21 protein-coding genes are annotated in these 21,156 nt (G+C 67.9%); 18 read left to right on the forward strand and 3 right to left on the reverse strand.

Features of this window, described 5'->3' with window-relative positions; translation table 11 throughout:
- Positions 1 to 28: 28 nt before the first annotated feature.
- The gene (locus ACTDI4_RS02890) at positions 29 to 976 is read right to left on the reverse strand and encodes a ring-cleaving dioxygenase (RefSeq protein ID WP_442839718.1); all 948 of its coding nucleotides are present in this window, start codon (positions 974 to 976) and stop codon (positions 29 to 31) included.
- A gap of 167 nt (positions 977 to 1,143) precedes the next feature.
- A complete protein-coding gene (locus ACTDI4_RS02895) occupies positions 1,144 to 2,748 on the reverse strand; it encodes an FAD-dependent oxidoreductase (RefSeq protein WP_442839719.1) in 1,605 nt (534 codons plus the stop codon).
- Between the two features lie 176 nt (positions 2,749 to 2,924).
- Here ACTDI4_RS02895 and ACTDI4_RS02900 point away from each other — a divergent pair, with 176 nt between their 5' ends.
- The 11 genes from ACTDI4_RS02900 to ACTDI4_RS02950 all read left to right on the forward strand — a co-directional run bounded on the left by ACTDI4_RS02900 (position 2,925) and on the right by ACTDI4_RS02950 (position 13,082).
- The gene (locus tag ACTDI4_RS02900; protein WP_442839720.1) at positions 2,925 to 3,437 is read left to right on the forward strand and encodes a cupin domain-containing protein; all 513 of its coding nucleotides are present in this window, start codon (positions 2,925 to 2,927) and stop codon (positions 3,435 to 3,437) included.
- Positions 3,438 to 3,440: 3 nt separating this feature from the next.
- Positions 3,441 to 4,271 (forward strand): aspartate dehydrogenase, encoded by an 831-nt coding sequence (locus ACTDI4_RS02905; protein ID WP_442839721.1) that lies wholly within the window; start codon positions 3,441 to 3,443, stop codon positions 4,269 to 4,271.
- On the forward strand, positions 4,271 to 5,068 hold the full coding sequence (locus ACTDI4_RS02910; RefSeq protein WP_442839722.1) for an alpha/beta fold hydrolase: 798 nt from the start codon (positions 4,271 to 4,273) through the stop codon (positions 5,066 to 5,068). The genes ACTDI4_RS02905 and ACTDI4_RS02910 overlap by 1 nt, the downstream gene beginning before the upstream one ends.
- Positions 5,065 to 6,804 (forward strand): cobalamin-dependent protein, encoded by a 1,740-nt coding sequence (locus ACTDI4_RS02915; protein WP_442839723.1) that lies wholly within the window; start codon positions 5,065 to 5,067, stop codon positions 6,802 to 6,804. The genes ACTDI4_RS02910 and ACTDI4_RS02915 overlap by 4 nt, the downstream gene beginning before the upstream one ends.
- A 103-nt stretch (positions 6,805 to 6,907) precedes the next feature.
- A complete protein-coding gene (locus ACTDI4_RS02920; RefSeq protein WP_442839724.1) occupies positions 6,908 to 7,879 on the forward strand; it encodes a thiamine pyrophosphate-dependent dehydrogenase E1 component subunit alpha in 972 nt (323 codons plus the stop codon).
- Position 7,880: 1 nt separating this feature from the next.
- Positions 7,881 to 8,855: an alpha-ketoacid dehydrogenase subunit beta gene (locus ACTDI4_RS02925; RefSeq protein WP_442839725.1), complete on the forward strand. Its 975-nt coding sequence runs from the start codon at positions 7,881 to 7,883 to the stop codon at positions 8,853 to 8,855.
- An 11-nt stretch (positions 8,856 to 8,866) separates the two neighbouring features.
- Complete coding sequence (locus ACTDI4_RS02930) at positions 8,867 to 10,150, forward strand: alpha/beta fold hydrolase (protein ID WP_442839726.1); 1,284 nt, start codon at positions 8,867 to 8,869, stop codon at positions 10,148 to 10,150.
- A 46-nt stretch (positions 10,151 to 10,196) separates the two neighbouring features.
- Positions 10,197 to 10,520, forward strand: coding sequence for an NIPSNAP family protein (locus tag ACTDI4_RS02935; protein ID WP_442839727.1), 324 nt, complete (start codon positions 10,197 to 10,199; stop codon positions 10,518 to 10,520).
- A gap of 1 nt (position 10,521) precedes the next feature.
- Positions 10,522 to 11,382, forward strand: a complete 861-nt coding sequence (locus ACTDI4_RS02940) for a hypothetical protein (protein WP_442839728.1) — start codon at positions 10,522 to 10,524, stop codon at positions 11,380 to 11,382.
- Between the two features lie 4 nt (positions 11,383 to 11,386).
- Positions 11,387 to 12,307, forward strand: a complete 921-nt coding sequence (locus ACTDI4_RS02945; RefSeq protein ID WP_442839729.1) for a 3-hydroxyacyl-CoA dehydrogenase NAD-binding domain-containing protein — start codon at positions 11,387 to 11,389, stop codon at positions 12,305 to 12,307.
- Between the two features lie 25 nt (positions 12,308 to 12,332).
- Positions 12,333 to 13,082, forward strand: coding sequence for an SDR family oxidoreductase (locus tag ACTDI4_RS02950; protein ID WP_442839730.1), 750 nt, complete (start codon positions 12,333 to 12,335; stop codon positions 13,080 to 13,082).
- A gap of 22 nt (positions 13,083 to 13,104) precedes the next feature.
- On the opposite strand, the gene ACTDI4_RS02955 is transcribed toward ACTDI4_RS02950, so the two are convergent.
- Positions 13,105 to 13,866, reverse strand: a complete 762-nt coding sequence (locus tag ACTDI4_RS02955) for a pyrroline-5-carboxylate reductase family protein (RefSeq protein WP_442839731.1) — start codon at positions 13,864 to 13,866, stop codon at positions 13,105 to 13,107.
- Positions 13,867 to 13,975: 109 nt separating this feature from the next.
- Between ACTDI4_RS02955 and ACTDI4_RS02960 the strand changes: the two genes are divergently transcribed.
- The 7 genes from ACTDI4_RS02960 (at position 13,976) to ACTDI4_RS02990 (ending at position 20,908) form a co-directional block, all read left to right on the forward strand.
- Positions 13,976 to 14,749, forward strand: coding sequence for a GntR family transcriptional regulator (locus tag ACTDI4_RS02960; protein WP_442839732.1), 774 nt, complete (start codon positions 13,976 to 13,978; stop codon positions 14,747 to 14,749).
- A 138-nt stretch (positions 14,750 to 14,887) separates the two neighbouring features.
- Positions 14,888 to 16,000 carry a branched-chain amino acid ABC transporter substrate-binding protein gene (locus ACTDI4_RS02965; protein WP_442839733.1) on the forward strand — a complete coding sequence of 371 codons (1,113 nt, stop codon included), beginning with the start codon at positions 14,888 to 14,890 and terminating at the stop codon, positions 15,998 to 16,000.
- Between the two features lie 180 nt (positions 16,001 to 16,180).
- Complete coding sequence (locus tag ACTDI4_RS02970) at positions 16,181 to 17,131, forward strand: branched-chain amino acid ABC transporter permease (RefSeq protein ID WP_442839734.1); 951 nt, start codon at positions 16,181 to 16,183, stop codon at positions 17,129 to 17,131.
- The gene (locus ACTDI4_RS02975) at positions 17,131 to 18,126 is read left to right on the forward strand and encodes an ABC transporter permease subunit (RefSeq protein ID WP_442839735.1); all 996 of its coding nucleotides are present in this window, start codon (positions 17,131 to 17,133) and stop codon (positions 18,124 to 18,126) included. The genes ACTDI4_RS02970 and ACTDI4_RS02975 overlap by 1 nt, the downstream gene beginning before the upstream one ends.
- Positions 18,123 to 18,953 (forward strand): ABC transporter ATP-binding protein, encoded by an 831-nt coding sequence (locus tag ACTDI4_RS02980; protein ID WP_442839736.1) that lies wholly within the window; start codon positions 18,123 to 18,125, stop codon positions 18,951 to 18,953. Before ACTDI4_RS02975 ends, ACTDI4_RS02980 begins: the two co-directional genes overlap by 4 nt.
- Positions 18,877 to 19,626 (forward strand): ABC transporter ATP-binding protein, encoded by a 750-nt coding sequence (locus tag ACTDI4_RS02985; protein ID WP_442839737.1) that lies wholly within the window; start codon positions 18,877 to 18,879, stop codon positions 19,624 to 19,626. Before ACTDI4_RS02980 ends, ACTDI4_RS02985 begins: the two co-directional genes overlap by 77 nt.
- Entirely contained in the window at positions 19,619 to 20,908 is a 1,290-nt protein-coding gene (locus tag ACTDI4_RS02990; protein WP_442839738.1) for an NAD(P)/FAD-dependent oxidoreductase, read from the forward strand. The genes ACTDI4_RS02985 and ACTDI4_RS02990 overlap by 8 nt, the downstream gene beginning before the upstream one ends.
- Positions 20,909 to 21,156: the final 248 nt, after the last annotated feature.

A 21,156-nucleotide genomic window follows, 5' to 3' on the forward strand; every position in this document is an offset into this window, starting at 1 on the left:
CCGCGCGCTTCGCCTCGCAGGCGTGCCGCTATTCCAGGGGCTTCAGGTTGGCCTCGATCACCTTGCGCCGCGATTCCAGGAAGGGCGGCAGCGCCAGCCGCTCGCCGAGGCTCTCGAGAGGTTCGTCCACGGCGAAGCCGGGGCCGTCGGTCGCGATCTCGAAGAGGTTTCCGCCGGGCTCGCGGAAGTAGAGCGAGCGGAAATAATAGCGCTCGACCTCGCCGGAGTTGGGCACACCGAACTGCGAGAGGCGCTCTGCCCAGCCATGGATCGCGGCCATGTCCGGCGTGCGGAAGGCGACATGGTGAACCGCGCCGGCGCCCTGCCAGGCGACGGGAAGGCCGGGCTGCACCGCGACGTGCAGTTCGGCCGCCGGCCCGCCCTCGCCCATGCGGTAGACATGGACGCGGCCCTCGCCGTCGGGCGATGCGTAGTCGCGCACCTCGCTCATGTTGAGCACGCGCGACAGCACGGCGTCGGTCGGTTCCTTCTGCGGCACCGAGATGGTGATCGGGCCGAGGCCGCGGACCTGCCGCTCCGCCGGCACGCCGCTCCTTTCCCATGGATGGGCGGCGCCCGCGCCGCCATCGTCCACCAGCCGGAAACGCTGGCCCTCGGGGTCCTGGAAGTCGAGGCTGGCCCGGCCGTCGACTAGGGCGACGTCGCCGGCCTCCAGTCCGGCATCGCGCAGGCGCGCGGCCCAGAATTCGAGGCTGTCCTCGCCCGCCACGCGCAGTCCGGTGCGGCTGATGGAGCGGGTGCCGCGCCGTTCGGGCGAGACCGGCCAGTCGAAGAAGGTGAGGTCGGTGCCGGGGGTGGCCAGCCCGTCGGCATAGAACAGATGATAGGCGCTGGTATCGTCCTGGTTCACGGTCTTCTTGACCAGCCGCAGGCCCAGCGTGTCGGTGTAGAAGCGCTTGTTGGCGGGGGCATCGGCGGTGATCGCCGTCAGGTGGTGGATGCCGGTGAGTTGCATGGTGCCGCTCCCTTTGGTTGGGGTTCCGTTGCGGCCAATATCGGCGCTTATGCCGTTCAGCGGGAGTCCCCGGCGGGTGCATGCATTGTTCGCATTCTTCGAACGACGATATCCCCGCGCGCCTTTTGGGCCGTCTGCCGGAAATCAGGCCCGAAGTGGAAGCTCCTTCATCGGTTCTGGTGCAGGATCGTCTCTGCGGCCACGAAACCCCAGGTCATGTTGGGGCCGAGCGTCGTTCCGGCCCCAACGGCGCGCGTGCCGAAGGGATTGGCCATGGCAAGTCCCGCAGCGTAGAGGCCCGGTATGATCGATCCGTCCGGCCGCAGCACCTGGGCCCTTTCGTTCGTGCGCGCGCCGCCCTTGGTGCCGAGGATCGAGCGGTTGAGCGTCATGCCGATATAGGGCGCCCTGTCGATCGGCTTCAGGCGGTTTTCGGGGCCGTGCGCCTTGTATTCCTCCCACCCGCTGTCGCCGCGGCGGAAATCCTCGTCGCGGCCCTTCGCGCAGAACGCGTTCCAGCGCGAGATCGTTTCTTCCAGCGCGGCGGCCGGAAGCCCCAATTGGGCGGCGAGGCCCGCGACGGTGTCCGATTTCTTCACCCAGCCGCGTTCGTAGGAGGCATACCAGCGGAACGGCAGGGAGGTTTTCAGGAAGCGGCTGTCGCCAACGAGGTAGCAGGGCAGATGGGTCGGGGAGCCGTCGGCGTCGCGCGCGTCCATTGCCTCGCCGATGTTGAATTCGTTCTCGCTGACGAAGCGCCTGGCGTGGCGGTTCACAACGATCGAGTGCGCCTCGGCCTGGAAAATGATGGGCAGGCCGTGCGGCTTGCCCTGGTAGCGCGTGGGCAGGCACGGATAGATGTTCGCCTGGTCCATGCGGTCGAGCTGCGCGCCGACCGAGGCGGCCAGCTTCTGCCCGTCGCCCTCGTTGCTGCGCGGGCTGCCGATGCGGTCGAGCGGGCCGGGGAAATGGCGCGCCAGCATCTCGGCGTCCCATTCGAAGCCGCCGGTGGCGATCACCACGCCGCGCCCGGCCACGATCTTGAGGCGTTGCCCTTGCCGCTCCACTTCGGCGCCGACGACGCGGGTGTCGGGTTCCTGGATCAGCTTCACGGCACGCGCTTCCAGCCAGAAGGTCACGCCCGCGTCGAGACAGCCCTTGATGAGGCCGGCCATCAGCGCGGTGCCCTGGCCGCCGGAGTTGGTGAGCCAGCGCCACAGGAGCTTCGGCCACAGCTTCAGGCCGGCGCTTATGGGCTTGTGATAGAGGTCGTGGTCGGTGGCCTCCTGGTAGGTGAAGCTGTGCGGCATTGTCGAGCGGCGCAGCCGCGCCCCGAACCTGCCGAGGATGCGCCGGCTGAGCGGCATGGGCGAAACCATGCGGCCGCGAAGCTTGCCGCCCGGCGCCTCGACATAGGGGTCCGGCTCGTTGACCACCCGAAAGTCCAGGGGCGTGTTGTCGGAGAGGAACCGCAGCATGCGCGGCGCCGTATCGACGAAGTTCCTCCAGAGGGCATCCTCCTTCTCAGCCCATCCGTCGGGTCCGACGGCGCGCAGATAGGCCATTGCCTCCTCGCGGCTGTCCGCGACGCCCTCGGCGGCCGCCACGTGGTTGGCGGGAATCCATACGCCGGCGCCGGACATCGCCGAAGTGCCGCCCAGCCAGTCGCTCTTTTCGATGACCAGCACCTTCAGCCCGCCTTTGGCGGCCCTCAGCGCCGCCGCGCAGGCAGCCGATCCCGAACCGATCACCAGAACGTCGAACTTGTCCATCGGCACTCCTCCTGCGGTCTCGACCGGCGCACTATAGTGGGAAGAAATTTAATCTGTCTACTATTGTGTAGACACTTTGTGCGCGATAACCTCCTTCCTGTTCGCAAACTGTCCCGGCCGACCCGGCCGGGCTTCTTTAGACAGGCGGAACAATGGACGACAACTGCCCTCAGCCCATGTCCCCAGCGGTCCATGTGTCGGACGCCGGTTCGCGCGAAAGCTATTGGCAGCCGGTGCCCGCCAACGGTTACGTCAACGTGGCGCTCGCTCCCCATGTCGTGGGCATGGAGCATCCCTTCGGCCTCGGCACGCAGTCGGTCGCCCCGGGCGGCTACGTGCGCGAACACACCCATGAGCACAACGAAGAGGCGATCTATGTCATCGAGGGCAGCGGCCGCGCGGTGATCGCCGGCGAGGAATACCCGATCGGTCCGGACAGCGCCATTTTCATTCCGAAGAACGTGCGCCACATGTTCGTCAACGACGGCGAGGCGCATCTGCGCTGGGTCTGGCTGATCGTGCCCAACGGGCTGGAGGATTTCTTCCGCCTCATCGGCAGGCCCCGCAGGCCGGGCGACCGGGTGCCATTCAATTTCCCGCGTCCCGAAAACGTGCTGGAAATCGAGCGGCAGACGGTGTTCGGCGCCGACATCGCCGACAAGTTCGATCCTCTCAAGCGAAGCACCTGAACGATGACGCGGCCGGCCGTTCCCCGCCCGGACAGGTCCCGCGCAGGCGGCGAGGGCCCGGTCAGCCTCGGGCTTGTCGGCTTCGGCACCATCGCGCGCCAGATCGTCGGTGCGTTCCCCGGCAACGATGTCCGCTGGGTGGCGCTGCTGCGCGAGGGCTCGCGCCCGCACCTGCCTGCCAATGTCGAGGCGGTGACGCAGCTCCACGCGTTGATCGGCGCCCGTCCCGCCGCCGTCGTCGAGGCTGCCGGCCAGGAGGCGGTCTCCACGCATGTGCCGGCGCTTCTGGAAAGCGGCATCCCCACCGTCGTCGCTTCCGTCGGGGCGCTTGCCGACCCGGTTCTCGCCGCGCGGCTGCATGCCGCCGCCCGGGCCGGATGCACGCGGCTGGTGCTTCCGTCAGGGGCGCTGGGCGGCCTCGACTATCTGCGGGCCGTCGCCTCCCTGCCCGACGTCGAGGTGCGCTATACCTCCCGCAAGCCGCCGGCCGCCTGGACGGCCGAGCTGGCGGCGGCCGGTCTCCCAGCGTCGCGCGAGGCCGTGACCCTGTTCGAAGGCACGCCCGCCGATGCCGCGCGGCTCTATCCGAGGAACCTCAACGCCGCCTTCGCCGTCGCGCTCTGCGTCGGCGCCGGCAATGTGACGGTGCGCGTCCTCGCCGATCCGCACGCCGAAGGCAATACGCATGAAATCGAGGCGAAGAGCGCGGCCGGCACCGCCTTCTTCCGCTTCGTCAACGCGCCGTCGCCCGGCAACCCCAAGACCTCGGCGCTCACCGCGCTGAGCATCGCCGCCGCGCTGGCCGAACTCCTCGGCGAAGGGGAGGGCCGCTGATGCCCGATTTCGTTGCCGCCGACGGCTGCCGGATTCACTTTGAGACGGCCGGTGCCCGCGGGCCGCGTGTCCTGCTCATTCCCGGGCTCGGCGGCGACGGGCGCTTCTGGGCGGGCGTGGTCCGTCTCCTGGAAGCGGACCATCGCCTGATCGTCGTCGATCATCGGGGCGCGGGCCGGAGCGACCGCCCGCCGGGGCCGCATTCCATCCCGCTCGTCGCCGACGACACCGCAAGCCTGCTGCGGCAGATCGCCGAACCGGTGCATGTCGTCGGCCATTCCACCGGCGGCGGCGTCGCGCAGGTGCTGGCGCTCGACCATCCGGGCCTTGCCCTCAGCTTCACGATCAGCAGCTCGTGGGCGCGCGCCGACGCCCGTTTCCGCGCGCTCTTTTTTGCGCGCGCCGAGCTGCTGGAAACGGGCATGGCCGAAACCTACCAGCGCCTCACCCATGTCCTGTGCCACGAACCGGCCTATCTGGAGGCCCATGACGCGCAGTTGGAGGCCGCTGTCGAAGCGGCGGCGCGCGCTCTTGCCCCGCTGGAAGTCGCGGCGGCGCGGGTGCGCATGCTGCTGCGGCACGACCGCCTGGCCGACCTGCCGCGCATTGCCGGGCCGGTACAGGTGATTGCCGCCGAAAACGACGTGCTGACGCCGCCCGCGCTCTCGCGGGCGATCGCCGAAGCCATACCCGGCGCGGCCTACACGGTCGTCCCCGGGGCGCATTTCCATCCCCTCGTCCGCCCCGAGGGGCTTGCCGCCGCCTTCCGCAACTTCATCGGAACAGTCCGACCATGACCGCCGATCCTTCCATCCTCACCGATCCCCGCCTCAGGCCGGGCGCCGCCCTGCTTGCCGAAGGGCGTGCCATGGCGCGCGACTGGCGGCTTGGTCCGTGCCGCTTCCTGGCGGAAACCGGCATGCCGTCGGAAGCCGCCTGGAAGCGCAAGGCGGCGGCCGACAAGCACATCATGCAGCATGCCCATATCGGCTTCCGCAATGTCGACCGCACTATCGAGGCGATCGCCCAGGTCTATGGCCAGTGCCGGAAGGCGGGGGTCACGGTCGATCGTTTCGGCATCACGCTCGACTGGTCGATGGGCTATCCCGAGGCGATGCGCGCCAAGGCGGCCCGGGGCACCGGCATCGTTCTTGCCGGCCCGGAGGATTTCGCCCGCATCACCAATGCGGCGCCGGCCGCCGCCCATTTCGGCGACTTCATGCTGGGCCTGCCCGGCGCCGTGGAAAACACCCGTGCGGCGATCGCCGCCGGTGCCTCGTCCGTCGGCAATCTGGGACAGTATTTCACCTTCCGCCTGCCCTATTGGGACGACGACGTCGTCACCACGGAGGCCACCGTGACCGCGCTCGGCCTGATCGCCGCCCAGGATGCGCAGATCCTCGTCCACTCCAATCTGGACGACGGATTTGCCGGCCTCTTCGTCGACATGGCCTGCGCGCTGGGCATGGTGCTGGTGGAAAAGCACATCGTCGACGACCTGATCGGCGCCTCGGTCTCGCATTGCTACGGCCATCACTTCAGCGACCCGCTGTCGCGCGCCGCCTTCCATGCTGCCCTCATGCGCGTCACCGACACGCCGGGAACGATGATCTTCGGCAACACGGTGTCCTACCAGTCCACGCCTGCCGGCAACTACGCCAGCCTGGCGAGCTATCTCATGGCCGACATGCTTGCGGTGGGGCGCTGGCCGTCGGGCCATGCCATCAATCCCGTGCCGGTGACGGAAAACCAGCGCATCCCCGATGTGGACGAAATCATCGACGCGCAGACCTTCGCCCATCGGCTTGCGCTGCATGCGCCGTTCTACGACCCGGTCTTCGACTGGGCGAAGGTGGAGGCGATGGCCGACACGCTGGTCGAGGGCGGCCGACGCTTCGCGGCTTCCGTCATGCAGGGTCTGGCGGACCGGGGCGTCAACGTCGAGGACCCCGCCGCGCTCATGCTGGCGGTCCGCCGCATGGGGCCGAAACGCATGGAGGCCCTGTTCGGCCCCGGCGCCGAGGGCCCGCGCGGCCGTGCGCCCCTCATCCACGCCGAATGGGCGCGGGAACTCAACCACAAGGCGTCCGTCTGGGTGTCGGCGCAGCAGCCGCTGGAAACCCGCGCGCCGCTTACCGTCTGCATCGGCACGACCGACGTGCACGAGCACGGCAAATATCTGGTCGAGCAGGCGCTGGAGGGCCTGGGCGTCACCATTGCCGACGCCGGGGTGGCCGTCGACCCGGAAACGCTGGTGGCGCGTGCCGCCGAAGCCAGTGCCGACGTCGTGGCCGTCAGCACCTATAACGGCGTCGCGCTGCGCTATGCGCAGGCGGTCAAGGCGGCCATGGCCGAACGCGGGCTGGCCCTGCCGCTGCTGATCGGCGGGCGGCTCAATGAGATTCCGAAGGATTCGAACTCCGGCCTGCCGGTGGACGTGAGCAAGGAGATCGGTGCGCTCGGCTGCCTTCCCTGCGCAGACCTCGACGAGATGCTGTCCGCCCTGCGGTCCCTGCGGCCGGGCGGCTCCTGAATCAACCGGGAATTGAGGGGAAATCCGTGCCCGCGCAAGCGGTGTCGGCTTGAAAATTGTCGACACTTCTGTATTTAATTTCGGCAGCAATCGGGGCCCAGCCGTGAAAAACACACCGTCCGTCGAACAGCATCTGGAAATCTATCGCCGCATGCTCCTGGTCCGGCATCTGGAGGAGAGTCTCGGCGCGCTGCACAAGGAAGGGCGCACCCGCGGCCCGATCCACCGCTGCGACGGCCAGGAGGCGGTCGGCGTCGGCGCGACGGCCGCCCTGGAAGCGGGCGACAAGGTGGCCACCACCCATCGCGGCCACGCCGTCTATATCGGCAAGGGCATGGCCATGCGCCCCGTGGTGGCGGAAATCCTCGGCCGCGCCACCGGCGCCTGCGGCGGCCGCGCCGGCCACATGCTGGTGGCCGACGCCGAAAAGGGCGTGATCGGCGGAAACGCCATCGTGGGCGCGGGCATTCCCGCCGCCGCCGGCATGGCGCTTTCCATGCAGATCCTGGGCACCGGCAACGTCGCCATGTGCATCTTCGGCGACGGCGCCGCCCAGACCGGCATATGCCACGAGGCAATGAACATGGCCGGGCTGTGGAAACTGCCGGTCGTCTTCGTGCTGGAGCACAACCAGTTCGGCCTGACCGTGCCGTCCGACGTGCAGTCGCCGGTGGCGGACCTGTCCGTCCGCGCCGCCGGCTATGCCATGCCCGCCGAGATCGTCGACGGCAATGACGCGGTCGCCGTCTACCGCGCCGTGTCCGCAATGGTGGAGCGCGCGCGGCGCGGCGAGGGGCCCGGCATGGTGGAGTGCAAGACCTACCGCGTCGAGGGCTTTTCCACCTCCGACATGGGGGGATACCAGAAGCCGCAGGACATCGCGGCCTGGAAGGCGCGTGATCCTCTCGCCATCGCGCGCGCGGCCCTGCTGGGCGAGGTCGGCGAGGCGCGGCTGGCAAAGCTGGAGGCCGAATCGAGCGCGGAGGTGGCCGAGGCGTTCGCGACCGCCCTTGCGGACCCGATGCCGGAATTCTCCGTCGACGAAGCCTGCAACCCCTACAGCGAGGCGCACTGACATGGCTCTGATGCGATATGGCGAGGCGCTCAACGCGGCCCTGCGCGAGGAAATGCAGGCCGATCCGTCGGTTTTCCTGTTCGGCGAGGACATCGGCCGCTACGGCGGCGTCTTCAAGGTGACCAAGGGGCTCATGGAGGAGTTCGGCGATAGCCGCGTGCGCGACACGCCCATCTCCGAGCAGGCCATGACCGCCATGGCCGTCACCGCCGCCATGACCGGCACCCGCCCGGTGCTGGAGATCATGTATGCCGACTTCGTGCCGCTCTCCCTCGATGCGCTGGTCAACCAGGCCTCCATCTACAACTACGTCTGGAACGGCCAGGTCAGGATGCCCTTCGTGCTGCGCACCCAGGGCGGAGGCGGCGCCGGCGCCGGCGCCCAGCATTCCAAGGCGCTGGATTCCATGCTGGCGCACATTCCCGGCATCAAGGTCGTCGCCCCGTCCACCCCCGCCGATGCCAAGGGCATGCTGAAGGCGGCGATCCGCGACGACCAGCCGGTGGTCTTCCTGGAGCACAAGCTGCTCTACAATATCCGCGGCGAGGTGCCGGAGGGCGACGTGATCGTGCCCCTGGGCAAGGCGGCCGTCATGCGCGAGGGCACCGACGTTTCCATTTTCGCCACCTCCAAGATGGTGGTGGAGGCGGTCAAGGCCGCCGAGCTTCTCGCGGCCGACGGCGTCTCGGCCGAGGTGGTCGACCTGCGATCGCTGCGCCCGCTCGACGTCGGCGCCATCGTCGCCTCGATCGCCAAGACGCACCATGCCGTGGTGGTCAATGAAGGCTGGCGCTTCTGCGGCTACGCGGCCGAGCTTTCGGCGACGATCATGGACCACGCCTTTGACGAGCTGGACGCGCCGGTCATGCGCGTGACGCTGCCGGACATGCCGATCCCCTATTCCGAACCGCTCGAAACGGCGATGCTGCCGAATGCCGCGAAGATCCGCAGCGCCGCGCTCAAAGCGCTGAAGTGAGGGGAGCGGCGATGGCGACCCATCCGATCAGCATCGACAGCGCCGGCGGCGAATATATGGAGGCCGTGCTGGTGATCGCCTGGGCGGCGAAGCCCGGCGATCCGGTCAAGGCCGGCGATCTTGTCGTCACCGTCGAGACCGCCAAGGCGGCGACCGAGATCGAGGCCTCGAGCGACGGCTGGCTTGCGGAGGTCTTCTTCGCGGAAGGACAGGAGGCGCCGGTCGGCGCCGTGCTCGGCACCATCGCCGACGAAAGGCCCGTGACCGGCGGCGAGCCTGCGCCGGCTGCCGCCGGCACGGAGATGCCCGTTCCGCAAAAGGAGAGCCCGGATGCCGCAGCCGTTCCGGCTCGCGCCGCCTGCGAACGGCCGATAGCCAGCCCGCTGGCCCGCCGCATGGCCGCCGCAGCCGGGCTGGACCTGTCGACCTTGACGGGGAGCGGCCCGAACGGCCGCATCAAGAAGCGCGATGTCAACGCAGCCTTGGCGGCGCGCGGCACTGCGCTTCCACAGGGCCGGCGCGAGGAGACCCCGCCCGCGTTCCTGCCGTCGCCCCTGCCGGTCCGGCAGGCGGCGCCTGTCGTCCTCATCCACGGCTTCGGCGCCGACCGCTCCATCTGGCGGCAGGTGATCCCGCTGCTCGGCCCGGCGGTCGAAGCCATCGGCCTCGACCTGCCCGGCCATGGCGCCGAGGCCGCGCGCCCGGCCTCCAGCATCGAGGACATCGCCTTCAGCCTCTGCGACCGGCTGGCCGGGCTGCAGGTCACGGGCGCGCATCTTGTCGGCCACTCCCTGGGCGGGGCGGCGGCGCTGGCGCTCTCGCGCCTTGGCCGTCTGTCGGTGCGCTCCGTCACCCTGTTCGCGCCCGGCGGCCTCGGCCCGGAGATCAACGCCGGCTTCGTCAACGGCCTTGCCCGCGCCACCACGGCGCAATCGCTGGAGCGCTGGCTGTCGGTGATGGTCGGCAGCGCAGCCGCCCTGCCCGGCGGCTATGCGCAGGCGGCGTTCCGGCAGATGGAGCGCAACGGCAATCGCGAGGCGCTTGTTGCAATGGCCGAAAGCCTGTTCCCCGATGGCGCACAGGCTTTCGACCTGGCCGCAGACCTGGCGGGCCTGACCGTGCCGACGCGTATCGTCTGGGGCAGGCTCGACCGCGTGATTCCGCCCGCCCACGCCGCTCGCGCCCCCGGCTTCGCCGCGGTGCATCTGCTCGACGGCATCGGCCACGTCCCGCAATTGGAGGCGCCGGCGCTGGCGGCGCGGCTCATCGGCGAAACCGTGCGCAGCGCCGGCTGAAGCGTCGGCCGGCCGTCCCCACCGAAACCCCCACGGAGGCATCGACATGATCTTCGACCATCGCACCTACACCGCGCGCCCCAACATGCTACCGCTTTTCCTCAAGCTCTACGAGGAAGTCGGCCTGCCCTTGCAGCGACACTATCTGGGCGAGCCTTTCGGCTTCTTCCAGACCCATATCGGCGACTTGTCGCGCATCGTGCATCTGTGGAAATACGACAGCCTGGCCGACCGGGAAGAGCGCCGCGACCGCATGGAGGCCGATCCCGAATGGCAGGCCTATCGGCGCAAGGTGATCGAGACCGACTATCTTCTCGACATGCGCAACGAGATCCTCAAGCCCGTCTCCTTCTTCAATCCCGGAAAGTAAGATGGACCTGACATTCACGGCGGAAGGCCGAAGCTGGCCGCTGCGGCTGAACGGCGACGCCCCCCGCACCCGGCGCGCGCTGCTGTCGGCCCTGCCGATGCACTGCCAGCTTCACACGCCCAAGATCGCCGGCAGCCACATCTATTGGCATGCGCCCTTCGTGGAAGACGTGGAAGGTGCAACCCATGTCCTGTCCGCCCCGGCCGGCGCCTTCATCTACTGGCCGGTGCGGCAGTTCCTCGAAATCACCTTCGCCCCGCTCCAGGCCGAGAATGCCGAGGTCACCGTGCTGGGCCATCTCGATGCCCCGGTGGAAGGGATCGCCGATCTCGCGGCGATGCTGAAACGGGACCAGGGGCGACGCCTCCTGCAGGCCGCGCTCGCCAGCGCCGACGGAGCCGAGGGCGAGCCGCCTGCTTCTCTCCTGCCCGGGGATGTCGTCGCCGCGCGCAAGCTGCTGTGGGACGAATGCCCCGCCGACATCGGCCGGCTCACCGCGTCGCGAGCCATCCTGCACCCGGCGGGGCCGGTATTCGTGGCCGAGTCCGAGGCAAGGGTGCTGCACGAGCTTTTATGGTGGATCCGCGCCGAGCGCGGCATGGCCGACGAAATGGTCCTGAGGCGGGCCGCCGCGCTGGTGCTCGACAAGGCCGCGACACGCCTGCGCGACTTCTGCCACATGGACGAGACGACCGCGCTGCTGTTCCGGCTCAAGGCGGCGATGGCACATGTCGATCCGCTGGACGCGCTGATCGACGAGGCGATCCTCGTCGCGGGGCGGATCGGCGCGTGGCTCGACCTGCTCATCCCGTGGAACGATCTGAACGAGACCTTCCGCGCCGCGCTGGACGAGAGGAGATAGGCCAATGAACAGGCCCGCGATCGGGGTGGTCGGCTTCGGCGTCATCGGGCAGCGCTGGGCGGCGTGCTTTGCGCATGCCGGCCACCCGGTGCGGGTGTTCGATCCGGCGTCGAAAAGCGGGGCGGCCTTTGGCGAAGCGTTGCCGCAGCTCATGGCCGATTTGGACGCCCTGCACGGCCCGGCCGAGCCGGCGCCGGTCCTTCTGTTCCCGACGCTCGCCGAGACGCTTGCCGATGTCGGCTTCGTGCAGGAGAACGGCCCGGAGGACCTTGCCCTCAAGCGCCGGCTGCTGGCCGAGATCGAAGCCCATGTCGGCGACGATGTCGTCATCGCCTCGTCCTCCTCCGCTCTCCTGGTATCCGACATGCAGGAGGAGTGTCGCGTGCCCGGCCGCATCGTGCTCGGCCATCCCTTCAATCCGGCGCATCTCATGCCGCTTGTCGAAATCGTCGGCGGACGGGCTACCGACGCGCAGGCCGTGGCCCGCGCCCGTGCGCTCTACGAGGCGATCGGCAAGAAGCCGGTCACGCTCAACCGGGAAGTGACCGGCCATCTGGCGCTGCGGCTGATGGGCGCCATGTGGCGCGAGGCGATCGCGCTGGTGCGCGACGGCGTGGCCACCGTCGAGGACGTCAACCGCGCCTTCATGTACGGCCCGGGCCCGAAATGGACGCTCCAGGGCTCGTTCATCTCCAACAGCCTCAATGCCGACGGCATCGACAGTTTCCTGCAAAAATATGGCCCCACCTACCAGGCGATCTGGGACACGCTGCTGGACGCCAGGCTCGACGAGGAGACGATCCGCGCGGTGGCGGCCTCGACGGCGGCCGCGGTGGACGGCCGCGGCGCGGACGAGCTTAAGGTGGCGCGCGAAGCCGGGCTCGTCGGCGTGCTTCAGGCTGTCGCCGCGCACGGGGCGCTTTGACCAACCCTTGTTGAGGAGAACGACGATGGACTACCGCACGGCTCTGGTCACCGGCGCCTCGAAAGGCATCGGCGCGGCGATCGTCGAAAGCCTGGTGGGCGAGGGGCTGACGGTCCATGCGCTGGCGCGCGACCGGGCCGCCCTGGAGGCGCTGCGGGAGCGGCTCGGGCCTCGGGTCCGCCCGCTCGCAGCGGACGTGCGCGACCACCAGGCCATCATGGCCGCGCTCGGTTCGGCCGAAATCGACGTGCTGGTCAACAATGCCGGCGGGCTGGCGTCCGTGCGGCCGCTGCACCAGCAGGACGTGGGCGAAACCGCGGATGTGGTGGCGCTGAACCTCATTGCGCCGCTTCAGCTCATCCAGCTCATGTTGCCGGGCATGGTGGCGCGCCGGCGCGGCCATGTCTTCAACCTGACCAGCACGGCCGCCGGCGCCGTCTTTCCCGGCACGACCGCCTATGGCGCCGCCAAGGCCGGCCTGTCGCAGGCCGGGCGCATCCTGCGCTACGACCTGGCCGGCACCGGCGTGCGGCTGACCGAGATCGCCCCCGGGCGCGTGCAGACCGATTTCTATCTGCAGGCCTTCGAGGGAGACAGCGAGACCCTGCGGCGCAAGATGTACACCGAGCAGCGGCCGCTCGGGCCCGCCGACATCGCCGCCGTGCTCATGGCCGCGCTGCGCATGCCGGACCATGTCGACGTTGCCGAGATGACCGTGACGCCGAGCGAGCAGGCGGCCGGCGGGCATGTCTATCCGCCCGCGCCGCAGCGCTGAGCCGATGCAGGTTACTTGCCGGTTAATTTCCGGGCGCTTGCCGGGTCAGCATGTCGAGGACGGCCGCGCAGGCTTCCTCCCACGCCCCGGGAACGCCGCGAGCCGCGAGAACTTGCAAGCCGCGCTCGGTGATGCCTCCCGGCGTCACCAGTTCCTGCAGCAACCGGTCCATCGGCGCCCCGTTCTCCGCGATCTGCCTTCCCGCGGCCACGAAGGTCAGGGCGGTCAGCCGCCGGGCGGTTTCCGGGTCCAGTCCCGCCCCGGCCGACCATTCCGCGGCGCCGCGGATGAGGTCCTGTGCCCAGCCATAGACGGCGGCGCTGACGGTCGCGACCTCGAAATCCGCTTCGCTGGCAAGGGCTATGGCGGGACCGAGCCGGTCGAGCAGCGCCCGCGCCTCCTCGATATGCGGAAAACAGACCGTCGGGCTGGCGCCGATTTCGGAGGCCGTCAGCGGCATGGCGCGCACTGCCCGCGCCGGCGCGACGGCAAGCCGCGACAGCGGCACGCCAGCGCAGACCGAGACCACCACCTGGCCATCGCGCCAGGGCAGGGCGGCCACCGCATCAGGTGCATCGGCGGGTCGCACGGCCAGAAGCACGATGCCGGCCCGCCGCACGAGGTCGCCATTGTCGGCGGCGAGCCCGAAGCCATGGCGCGCGGCCAGCTCCGCCGCCTTGCCGCGCGGCGACAGCAATATCGCGGCGGGATCGAGCCCCGACCGCAGAAGCCCCGTCAGCATCGAGGTCGCCAGATGTCCCACACCGAGAATCCCAAGGATCATTGTCGCCCTCCAGCCTGTGTTCCACAGCTTGTCATTCGTATCGGGTTGGGAAAGAAATAGACGTCGCGTGCTTCGGCACGGCTTGCAGAAAGATCGAACGGGACTCGTCATGACCGAGACAGCCACCAGCAGCGCGGACAGCACGCCGCCCATCGCCGGCGATGCCGACGTGCGCCGCACCGCCGACAGCAGCGAACGAGCCTACAACACGATCCGCAAGCTGCTCGTCGAGTTCAAGCTGAAGCCGGGCGAGCGCATCAACGAGGTCAAGCTCGCCACCAATCTCGGCGTGTCGCGAACGCCGGTCCGCGAAGCGCTGAACAGGCTCGCTTCCGAGGGTTTCGTCTCGCTGACGCCCAATCGGGGGTTCTTTGTCCGGAGCCTGAGCACGGAAGGGCTGCTCGACCTCTACGAGTTGCGGTGCATCCTCGAATGCGCGGCCTTCAGGCTCATGTGCGAACGCGCCGAGGACGCCGACCTGAGGCGGCTTCAGTCCTATTGGGAGGCGATCGTCGACGGCTATCGCGACCAGCCGGCGGACGTCATCCTGACGGAGGACGAGGGCTTCCACATGCTCATTGCCGAACTCTCCGGCAATCCGGAGATCGTCGCCCAGCTCGCCTCCATCAATGCGCGCATCCGCTTCATCCGACGCATCCAGATCGAGCATTCCTCGCACGACAGGACGCAGATCAGCGCTCACTCCGCCATTGTGGCGGCGGCGGTCGCACGCGATGTCGAGAAGGGGGTGGAGCTTCTGCGCGAGCATATCGAAATGACGGTCTCCGCGACGCAACGGGCGCTCAAGGACGCCTTGCTCAGGGTGTTCGCGCCGGATGACGGCGCCGGCCTCAAGAGGCGGCGCCGGGTCGGTGCCGCCTAGCCGGTAGCAAAATGCAAAATTGAACGCAACAGTGTCGACACTTTCTTGACGACGATCCCGTTGTCTGCTTCCATACGCCGAGGGACAAGGCCGGAAGGGCCGCTCCCTCCTGGAACAGGAGCAGTCAAGGGGAACCTTATGAAGAAGATCACCGCCGCATTTCTTCTCGGCAGCGCATTGATGGCAGCGCCGGCCATGGCCGAGGAAGTCACCGTGGGCTTGGCCGCGCCGCTGTCGGGGCCGCAGGCCTATTTCGGCAACACCTGGCACAACGGCTTCAAGCTCTATGTCGACAAGCTGAACGCCACGGGCGGGGTCAACGGCGTGACCGTCGCCTATCAGCAGGAAGACGACAAGGCCGATCCGCGCGAGGGAACGCTGGTGGCGCAGAAATTCTGCGACAACGACAAGGTCGTTCTGGGTCTGGTCAATTTCAACTCCGGCGTCGCCCAGTCCACCCTGCCGATCTACGAGGACTGCTCGCTGCCCACCATGACTTTCGGCTCCAACCCCTCGCTGACCCAGCAGGGCTACGCCTTCATGGTGCGCCCGGTGGCCAACGATCTCGCGGGCGCGCTGCTGCCGGCCGAATTCGCGCTCGGCAAGCTCGGCGCCAAGACGGCAGTCATCGTGAACGACAAGCAGGTATTCGGTCAGGGCATCTCGGAGATTTTCGGCAAGAACTTCGCGGATGGCGGCGGCCAGGTGCTCGATACGGTCGCCGTGGCTCCCACGGACGTGGACTTCGCTGCCGTGCTGGCGCAGATCAAGTCGAAGAAGCCGGACGTCATCTATCTCGGCGCGGTGATGCCGCAGCTCGCGCTCTTTGCCAAGCAGATGCACGAGCAGGGCGTGTCCGCCACGCTTCTCGTGCCCGATGGCGGCTACACGCCCGATTTCATCAAGCAGGCCGGTGAAGCCAACGTCCAGGGCACGCTCGTCGCCATCCAGGTTCCGCCGATGGACGCTTCGCCGGCCATCGCCGAGTTCGCCAAACTCTACAAGGAAAAATACGGCGAAGAGGCTGGACCCTATTCCATCTACGGCTACGTCCAGGGCCAGATTCTCGAGGAGGTCCTCAAGACCACGAAGGGCCTGACGCGCGAGGATATGAATGCGGCGATCCATGCGGTGAAGGCCGCCACGGCGGTGGGCGACCTGGAATTCGACGAGACCGGCGAGCTCAAGGTCGCACCTTCGTACCTCTACGAGGTCGAGGGCCAGAACTTCAAACTGGTCGGCTCCAAATAGCCTGAGATTTGGCCGCGGAAGCCGTCCCGGCCTTCGGACGGCTTCCGGCGCGCCGCTTCGGGAACGATTTCGGCCGCCGATTGGCCACGACGACCTGAAGCGGCTTTTCCCTCTTGTCTTTTCCCCGGCCCGGTGCAACGGCCGGGGGCCATCGGTCACCACGACCTAGGACGTCGGTCTATGCTGGGATATCTGATCCAACAGACGGTCAACGCCCTGACGATCGGGGCCATCTACGCCCTGATCGCGCTCGGCTACACCATGGTGTACGGCGTGCTGCGCATGATCAATTTTGCCCATGGCGAAATGTTCATGCTTGGTGCCTACGCCGCCTTTTTCCTGCTTGCCATGTCCATCGGCGACATCGGCGGTGCGGGCGCCATCGCGCTCACGGCGGTTTTCTTTGCCGGCGCCCTCCTGGTGGGCCTCGTCGGCGTCGGCATCGAGCGGGTTGCCTACAAGCCGCTGCGGAATTCCAGCCGCCTCGCGCCGATGCTGTCGTCGCTCGGCGTTTCCCTCACCCTCGTCACCGGCGTGCAGATCCTCGCCGGCCCGCAGCCCATCGGGTTTCCGAGCTTCTTCCCCACGACCCGCTACGAGGTGCTCGGCGGCAGCATCACCTCCATGCAGATCGACATATTGATCGCCGCCTTCGTCCTGATGTTCGGCCTTTCCTTCCTGGTCAACCGCAGCCGCATCGGCGTGATCGTGAGGGCGGTGTCGGAAAGCCGTCCCACCGCGCAGCTTCTCGGCATCAACGTCAACGGCGCGATCTCGATGGTGTTCTTCGCCGGCCCGCTGCTCGGCGCCGCGGGGGGCATTCTCTACGCCAGCTACTACGGCATCATGTCGCCCACGATGGGCACCGTGGTCGGCCTGAAGGCCTTCACCGCCGCGATCCTCGGCGGCATCGGCTCGATCCCCGGTGCGATGCTCGGCGCCTTCATCCTGGCTTTCGTCGAGGTGGCGGGCACGGCGCTGCTGCCGATCCTCACCAATGGCGTGCTGGGCACGGAGTACCGCGACGTACTCGCGTTCGCCATCCTGATACTGGTCCTGCTGGTGCGGCCGGCGGGCATTCTGGGCGAGACCGTTTCCGAAGAGAGCATCGTCTACAAGAGGGAGTTCTGATGTCCGTCACCGGCACCCTCTCCCAGGCCGGGCCGCGCTCGAGCCGCGCCCTCTCCTTCCTTCTCCTGGGTCTCGCCGTGGCGCTGATCGCGGCCACGCCCTTCCTGCCCAACTATCATGTGCGCGTCATCAACAGCCTGCTGATCTACATCTTGCTCGGCATCGGCCTGAACATCGTCATCGGCTATGCCGGGCTGCTCGACCTCGGCTTTGTCGCCTTCTATGCGGTGGGCGCCTACAGCTACGCCCTTCTGGCCAGTCCGCAGCTCGGCCTGCACCTGCCGTTCCTGCTCATCCTGGCCGTCGCGGCCATGCTGGGGGCGCTCACGGGCATATTGCTCGGCATACCGGTTCTGCGGCTGCGAGGCGACTACCTGGCCATCGTGACCCTCGGCTTCGGCGAGATCATCCGCATCATCGTCAACAACCTCGACTGGCTCACCGGCGGGCCCAAGGGCATCGCGCGGCTGGACAAGGCCTCGTTCGCCGGCATCGGGATGGCCCGGCCCATCGAGATCTTCTGGCTGCTGCTGGTCACGGTGGTCGTGGTGGGCACGGTGGTGTGGCGGCTGGAGCGTTCCATACTCGGCAAGGGCTGGGCCGCGATCCGCGAGGACCAGGACGCCGCGCGCGGCATCGGCATCAACACCACCAACGCCAAGCTCGCCGCATTCGCCACGTCGGCGACGATCGGCTCCATTGCCGGCGTCATCTTCGCCGCTTCCCAGCGCTTCGTGAGCCCCGAAAGCTTCACGCTGCAGGAATCGATACTCATCGTGCTGGTCATCGTGATCGGCGGCATCGGCAACATTCTGGGCATCGTCGTCGGCGCCGCGATCCTCATCCTGCTGCCGGAAGTGCTGCGTCAGTTCGCGGAATGGCGCATCCTCTTCCTCGGGCTCCTCATGATCTTCCTCATCATCGTGCGTCCGGGAGGCATCGTGCCGCGCAGCTTCGGTCCGGACAAGCTCATCCGGGGGCTGTTCGGCAAATGACGCTGGCGTTTCAGAACCTGCGAAAGCAATATGGCGACGTCGTCGCCATCGACGACGTGTCGGCGAATTTCGTGCCGGGCATGATCCATGGCATCATCGGGCCCAACGGCGCCGGCAAGTCGACATTGATCAACATGACGGCTGGCTCCTACACGGTCTCGGGCGGGTCGATCTCGCTCGACGGCAAGCGCCTGGACCGGCTCAAGAAGTATGAGATCGCGAATTCCGGGGTGTCGCGCACCTATCAGAACATCCGCCTTTTCGACCAGATGACGGCGCTCGAAAATCTCGAGGTCTGCTTCTATCCGCGAGAGGTCGCAGGCACCTTGAAGGAAGTTCTGTGGCCGCCCTACGCCTCGGCCCGGCATGCGCGGCGGCGGGAGAAATGCCTCGAGATCCTGCGCTTCTTCGATCTGCAGGGTTATGCCGACGCCGAGGCCGGCAGCCTGCCATACGGCCAGCAGCGCATGCTGGAGATCGCCCGCGCGCTCGTGTGCAACCCGCGGGTTCTGCTGCTCGACGAGCCCGCGGCCGGCCTCAACCACCACGAGACGACGGAACTGACCGCGAAACTGGCCGCGCTTCGTTCACCGGAGCGCGTCATGATCGTCGTGGAGCACGACATGGACCTGGTCATGACGCTCTGCGACAACATCATCGTCATGCATCATGGAAAACTGCTGTTTCACGGCACCCCCGCCGAGGTGCAGGCCAGTTCCGACGTCCAACTAGCCTATCTGGGAACCGCCAATGACATCGACGACATCCGGGCCGCTGCTCAGGATCGCCGGGCTCAGCTCGGGATACGGGCGCGTCGGCGTTCTTGAAAACGTCGGCATCGAGGTCGACCCGAAGGAAATCGTGGTCGTCCTCGGCCCCAACGGCGCCGGCAAGACGACGCTGCTCAATTCCATATCCGGCGTGGCGCGCGCCAGCGCGGGCACCGTCACCTTCGAAGGGCGCGACATCACCGGCATGCGGCCGGAGCAGGTGGTGCGCCTGGGCATAACCCATTGCCCGGAAGGCCGGCAGATATTCCAGCGGCTGACGGTGGAGGAAAACCTCGTCGCCGCCCATATCGGCCGTGCCGGCAAGAGCTTCGAGGCGCTGCGCGCCGAAGTGTTCGAACTCTTTCCGGTGCTGAAGGAGCGGCGCAACGGCATGGCCAGCCGCATGTCCGGCGGCCAGCAGCAGATGCTGGCCATCGGCCGCGCGCTGATGGCCGAGCCGAAGCTTCTGATGCTCGACGAGCCTTCGCTCGGCCTGGCGCCCAAGATCGTGCACCAGATATTCCACATCATCCTCGACCTGTCGCGCAACGGCATGTCCATCCTGCTGGTGGAGCAGAACGTGCAACTCGCGCTCGAATGCGGCGACTATGCCTATCTCTTGAACACCGGCAGGGTGAAGCTGCATGGCCCGGCACAGGAGATGGCGCAGCATTCGGCGCTCGGCGAGCATTATCTGGGCGGAGTGAGCCAGGACACCCTCCATGTCTGAGGTGGACTGGAAGACGCCGCACCTGTGGCGCAAGACCGCCGGCGTGCGCGGTCCGGCGCCGGCGCTGCAGGGCGACCGCAAGACGGATGTGCTGGTCGTCGGCGGCGGCTTCACCGGCATGGCGGCGGCACTCGGGGCCCGCGACAGCGGCCTCGACGTCGCGCTGCTCGAAGGCAACGAAATAGGGTCGGCCGCCTCCGGGCGCAACAACGGCCTGGTCATATCCCATCACTCGAAGGCCGCGCCCTCCGAATTCGAGGCCGCCTACGGAAAGACGGTGGGCGAGCGCTACAACCGCATGGTCGCCGATTCCGCCGGCGTGGCCTTCGGCCTGATGCAGCGTTTCAACATAGACGCGCATCAGGTGCAGGAAGGCTGGATCCAGCCCGCCCATACCGAAGCCACGCTCGCCAGGGCCAGGCGTTTCCACGACGAATGGAAGGCTTTCGGCGCGCAGGTTTCCTGGCTGGACCGCGCCGAGGTCAGCGCGCGCATAGGCAGCCCCTATCTCGGCGGCTGGATGGTGCACAATTCCGGACACATCAACCCGTTCGCCATGACCGTCGGGCTTGCGGGCGCGCTCGAACGCGAAGGCGTGACCATATACGAGAATTCGCGCGCCGCCCGCATCGAGAAGGTGGACGGCGGCTGGCGCGTTTTTACCGCTTCCGGCAGCATCGCCGCGCCGGAGGTGGTGCTCGCCACCAACGCGCTGACGGGCGACATCTGGCCGGGTCTCAAGAAGACGCTCGTCCCCTTCAAGGTATTCCAGGCGGCGACCGATCCGCTGCCGGAGGCGCTGCGGGCCGGCATCCTGGTCGGCAATCCGGCCGTCTCGGACATGCGCAACGACATCCGCTACTTCCACTATGACCGCGACAACCGGCTGGTGAGCGGCGGCACCCACACGCTGTGGTTCGACGAGGCGGACCGCGGCCGCGCCAAGGTCTCGCGCATGCTGGGCAAGGCCTTCCCGGCGTTCGCGGGCGAGCCGAAGATGGTGGAATATTGGCACGGCACCTTCGCCGTGGTGCCCGACCGCCGGCCCCGTCTCTACCGTCTCGCTCCCGGGCTGGTCTTCGGCGGCGTCTATTCCGGCCGCGGAGTGGCGCTTTCCATGGCGCTCGGCCAGGAAATCGGCCGCTGGGCGGCCGGCCGCAGAACCGACGCGCAGATGCCGCTGCCCGTCACCGGCATGAAGCCGGTGCCGTTCCACCCGGTTGCGGTGCAGGTGGCGAACCGGATGCACCCCTGGAGCCGTCTCAAGGACCGCCTTTCCTAACGCGTGTTTTGTCCTTTTGAGGACGCGGGCTGTCGTTGCGGCGGCGAGCCGTGCTCGGATGCACCCACCCGGTTTGCCCGCCTGCTGGTCGGAAGAACGGCCGCGATTCCGCTTTGCCCGCGTGCCGCCATGGCAAACGAAAGTTGCATTGACGGCCTTTTGTTTCTGTTGGCCTACTGTCGCGACAACATCTCCAACAACATCGGCCGGGCAAGAGCCGAGTTGCCGTTGTCGATCGCAAGGAGGGC

Source organism: Mesorhizobium sp. PUT5 (genome assembly GCF_052216645.1).
GTDB lineage: Bacteria > Pseudomonadota > Alphaproteobacteria > Rhizobiales > Rhizobiaceae > Mesorhizobium.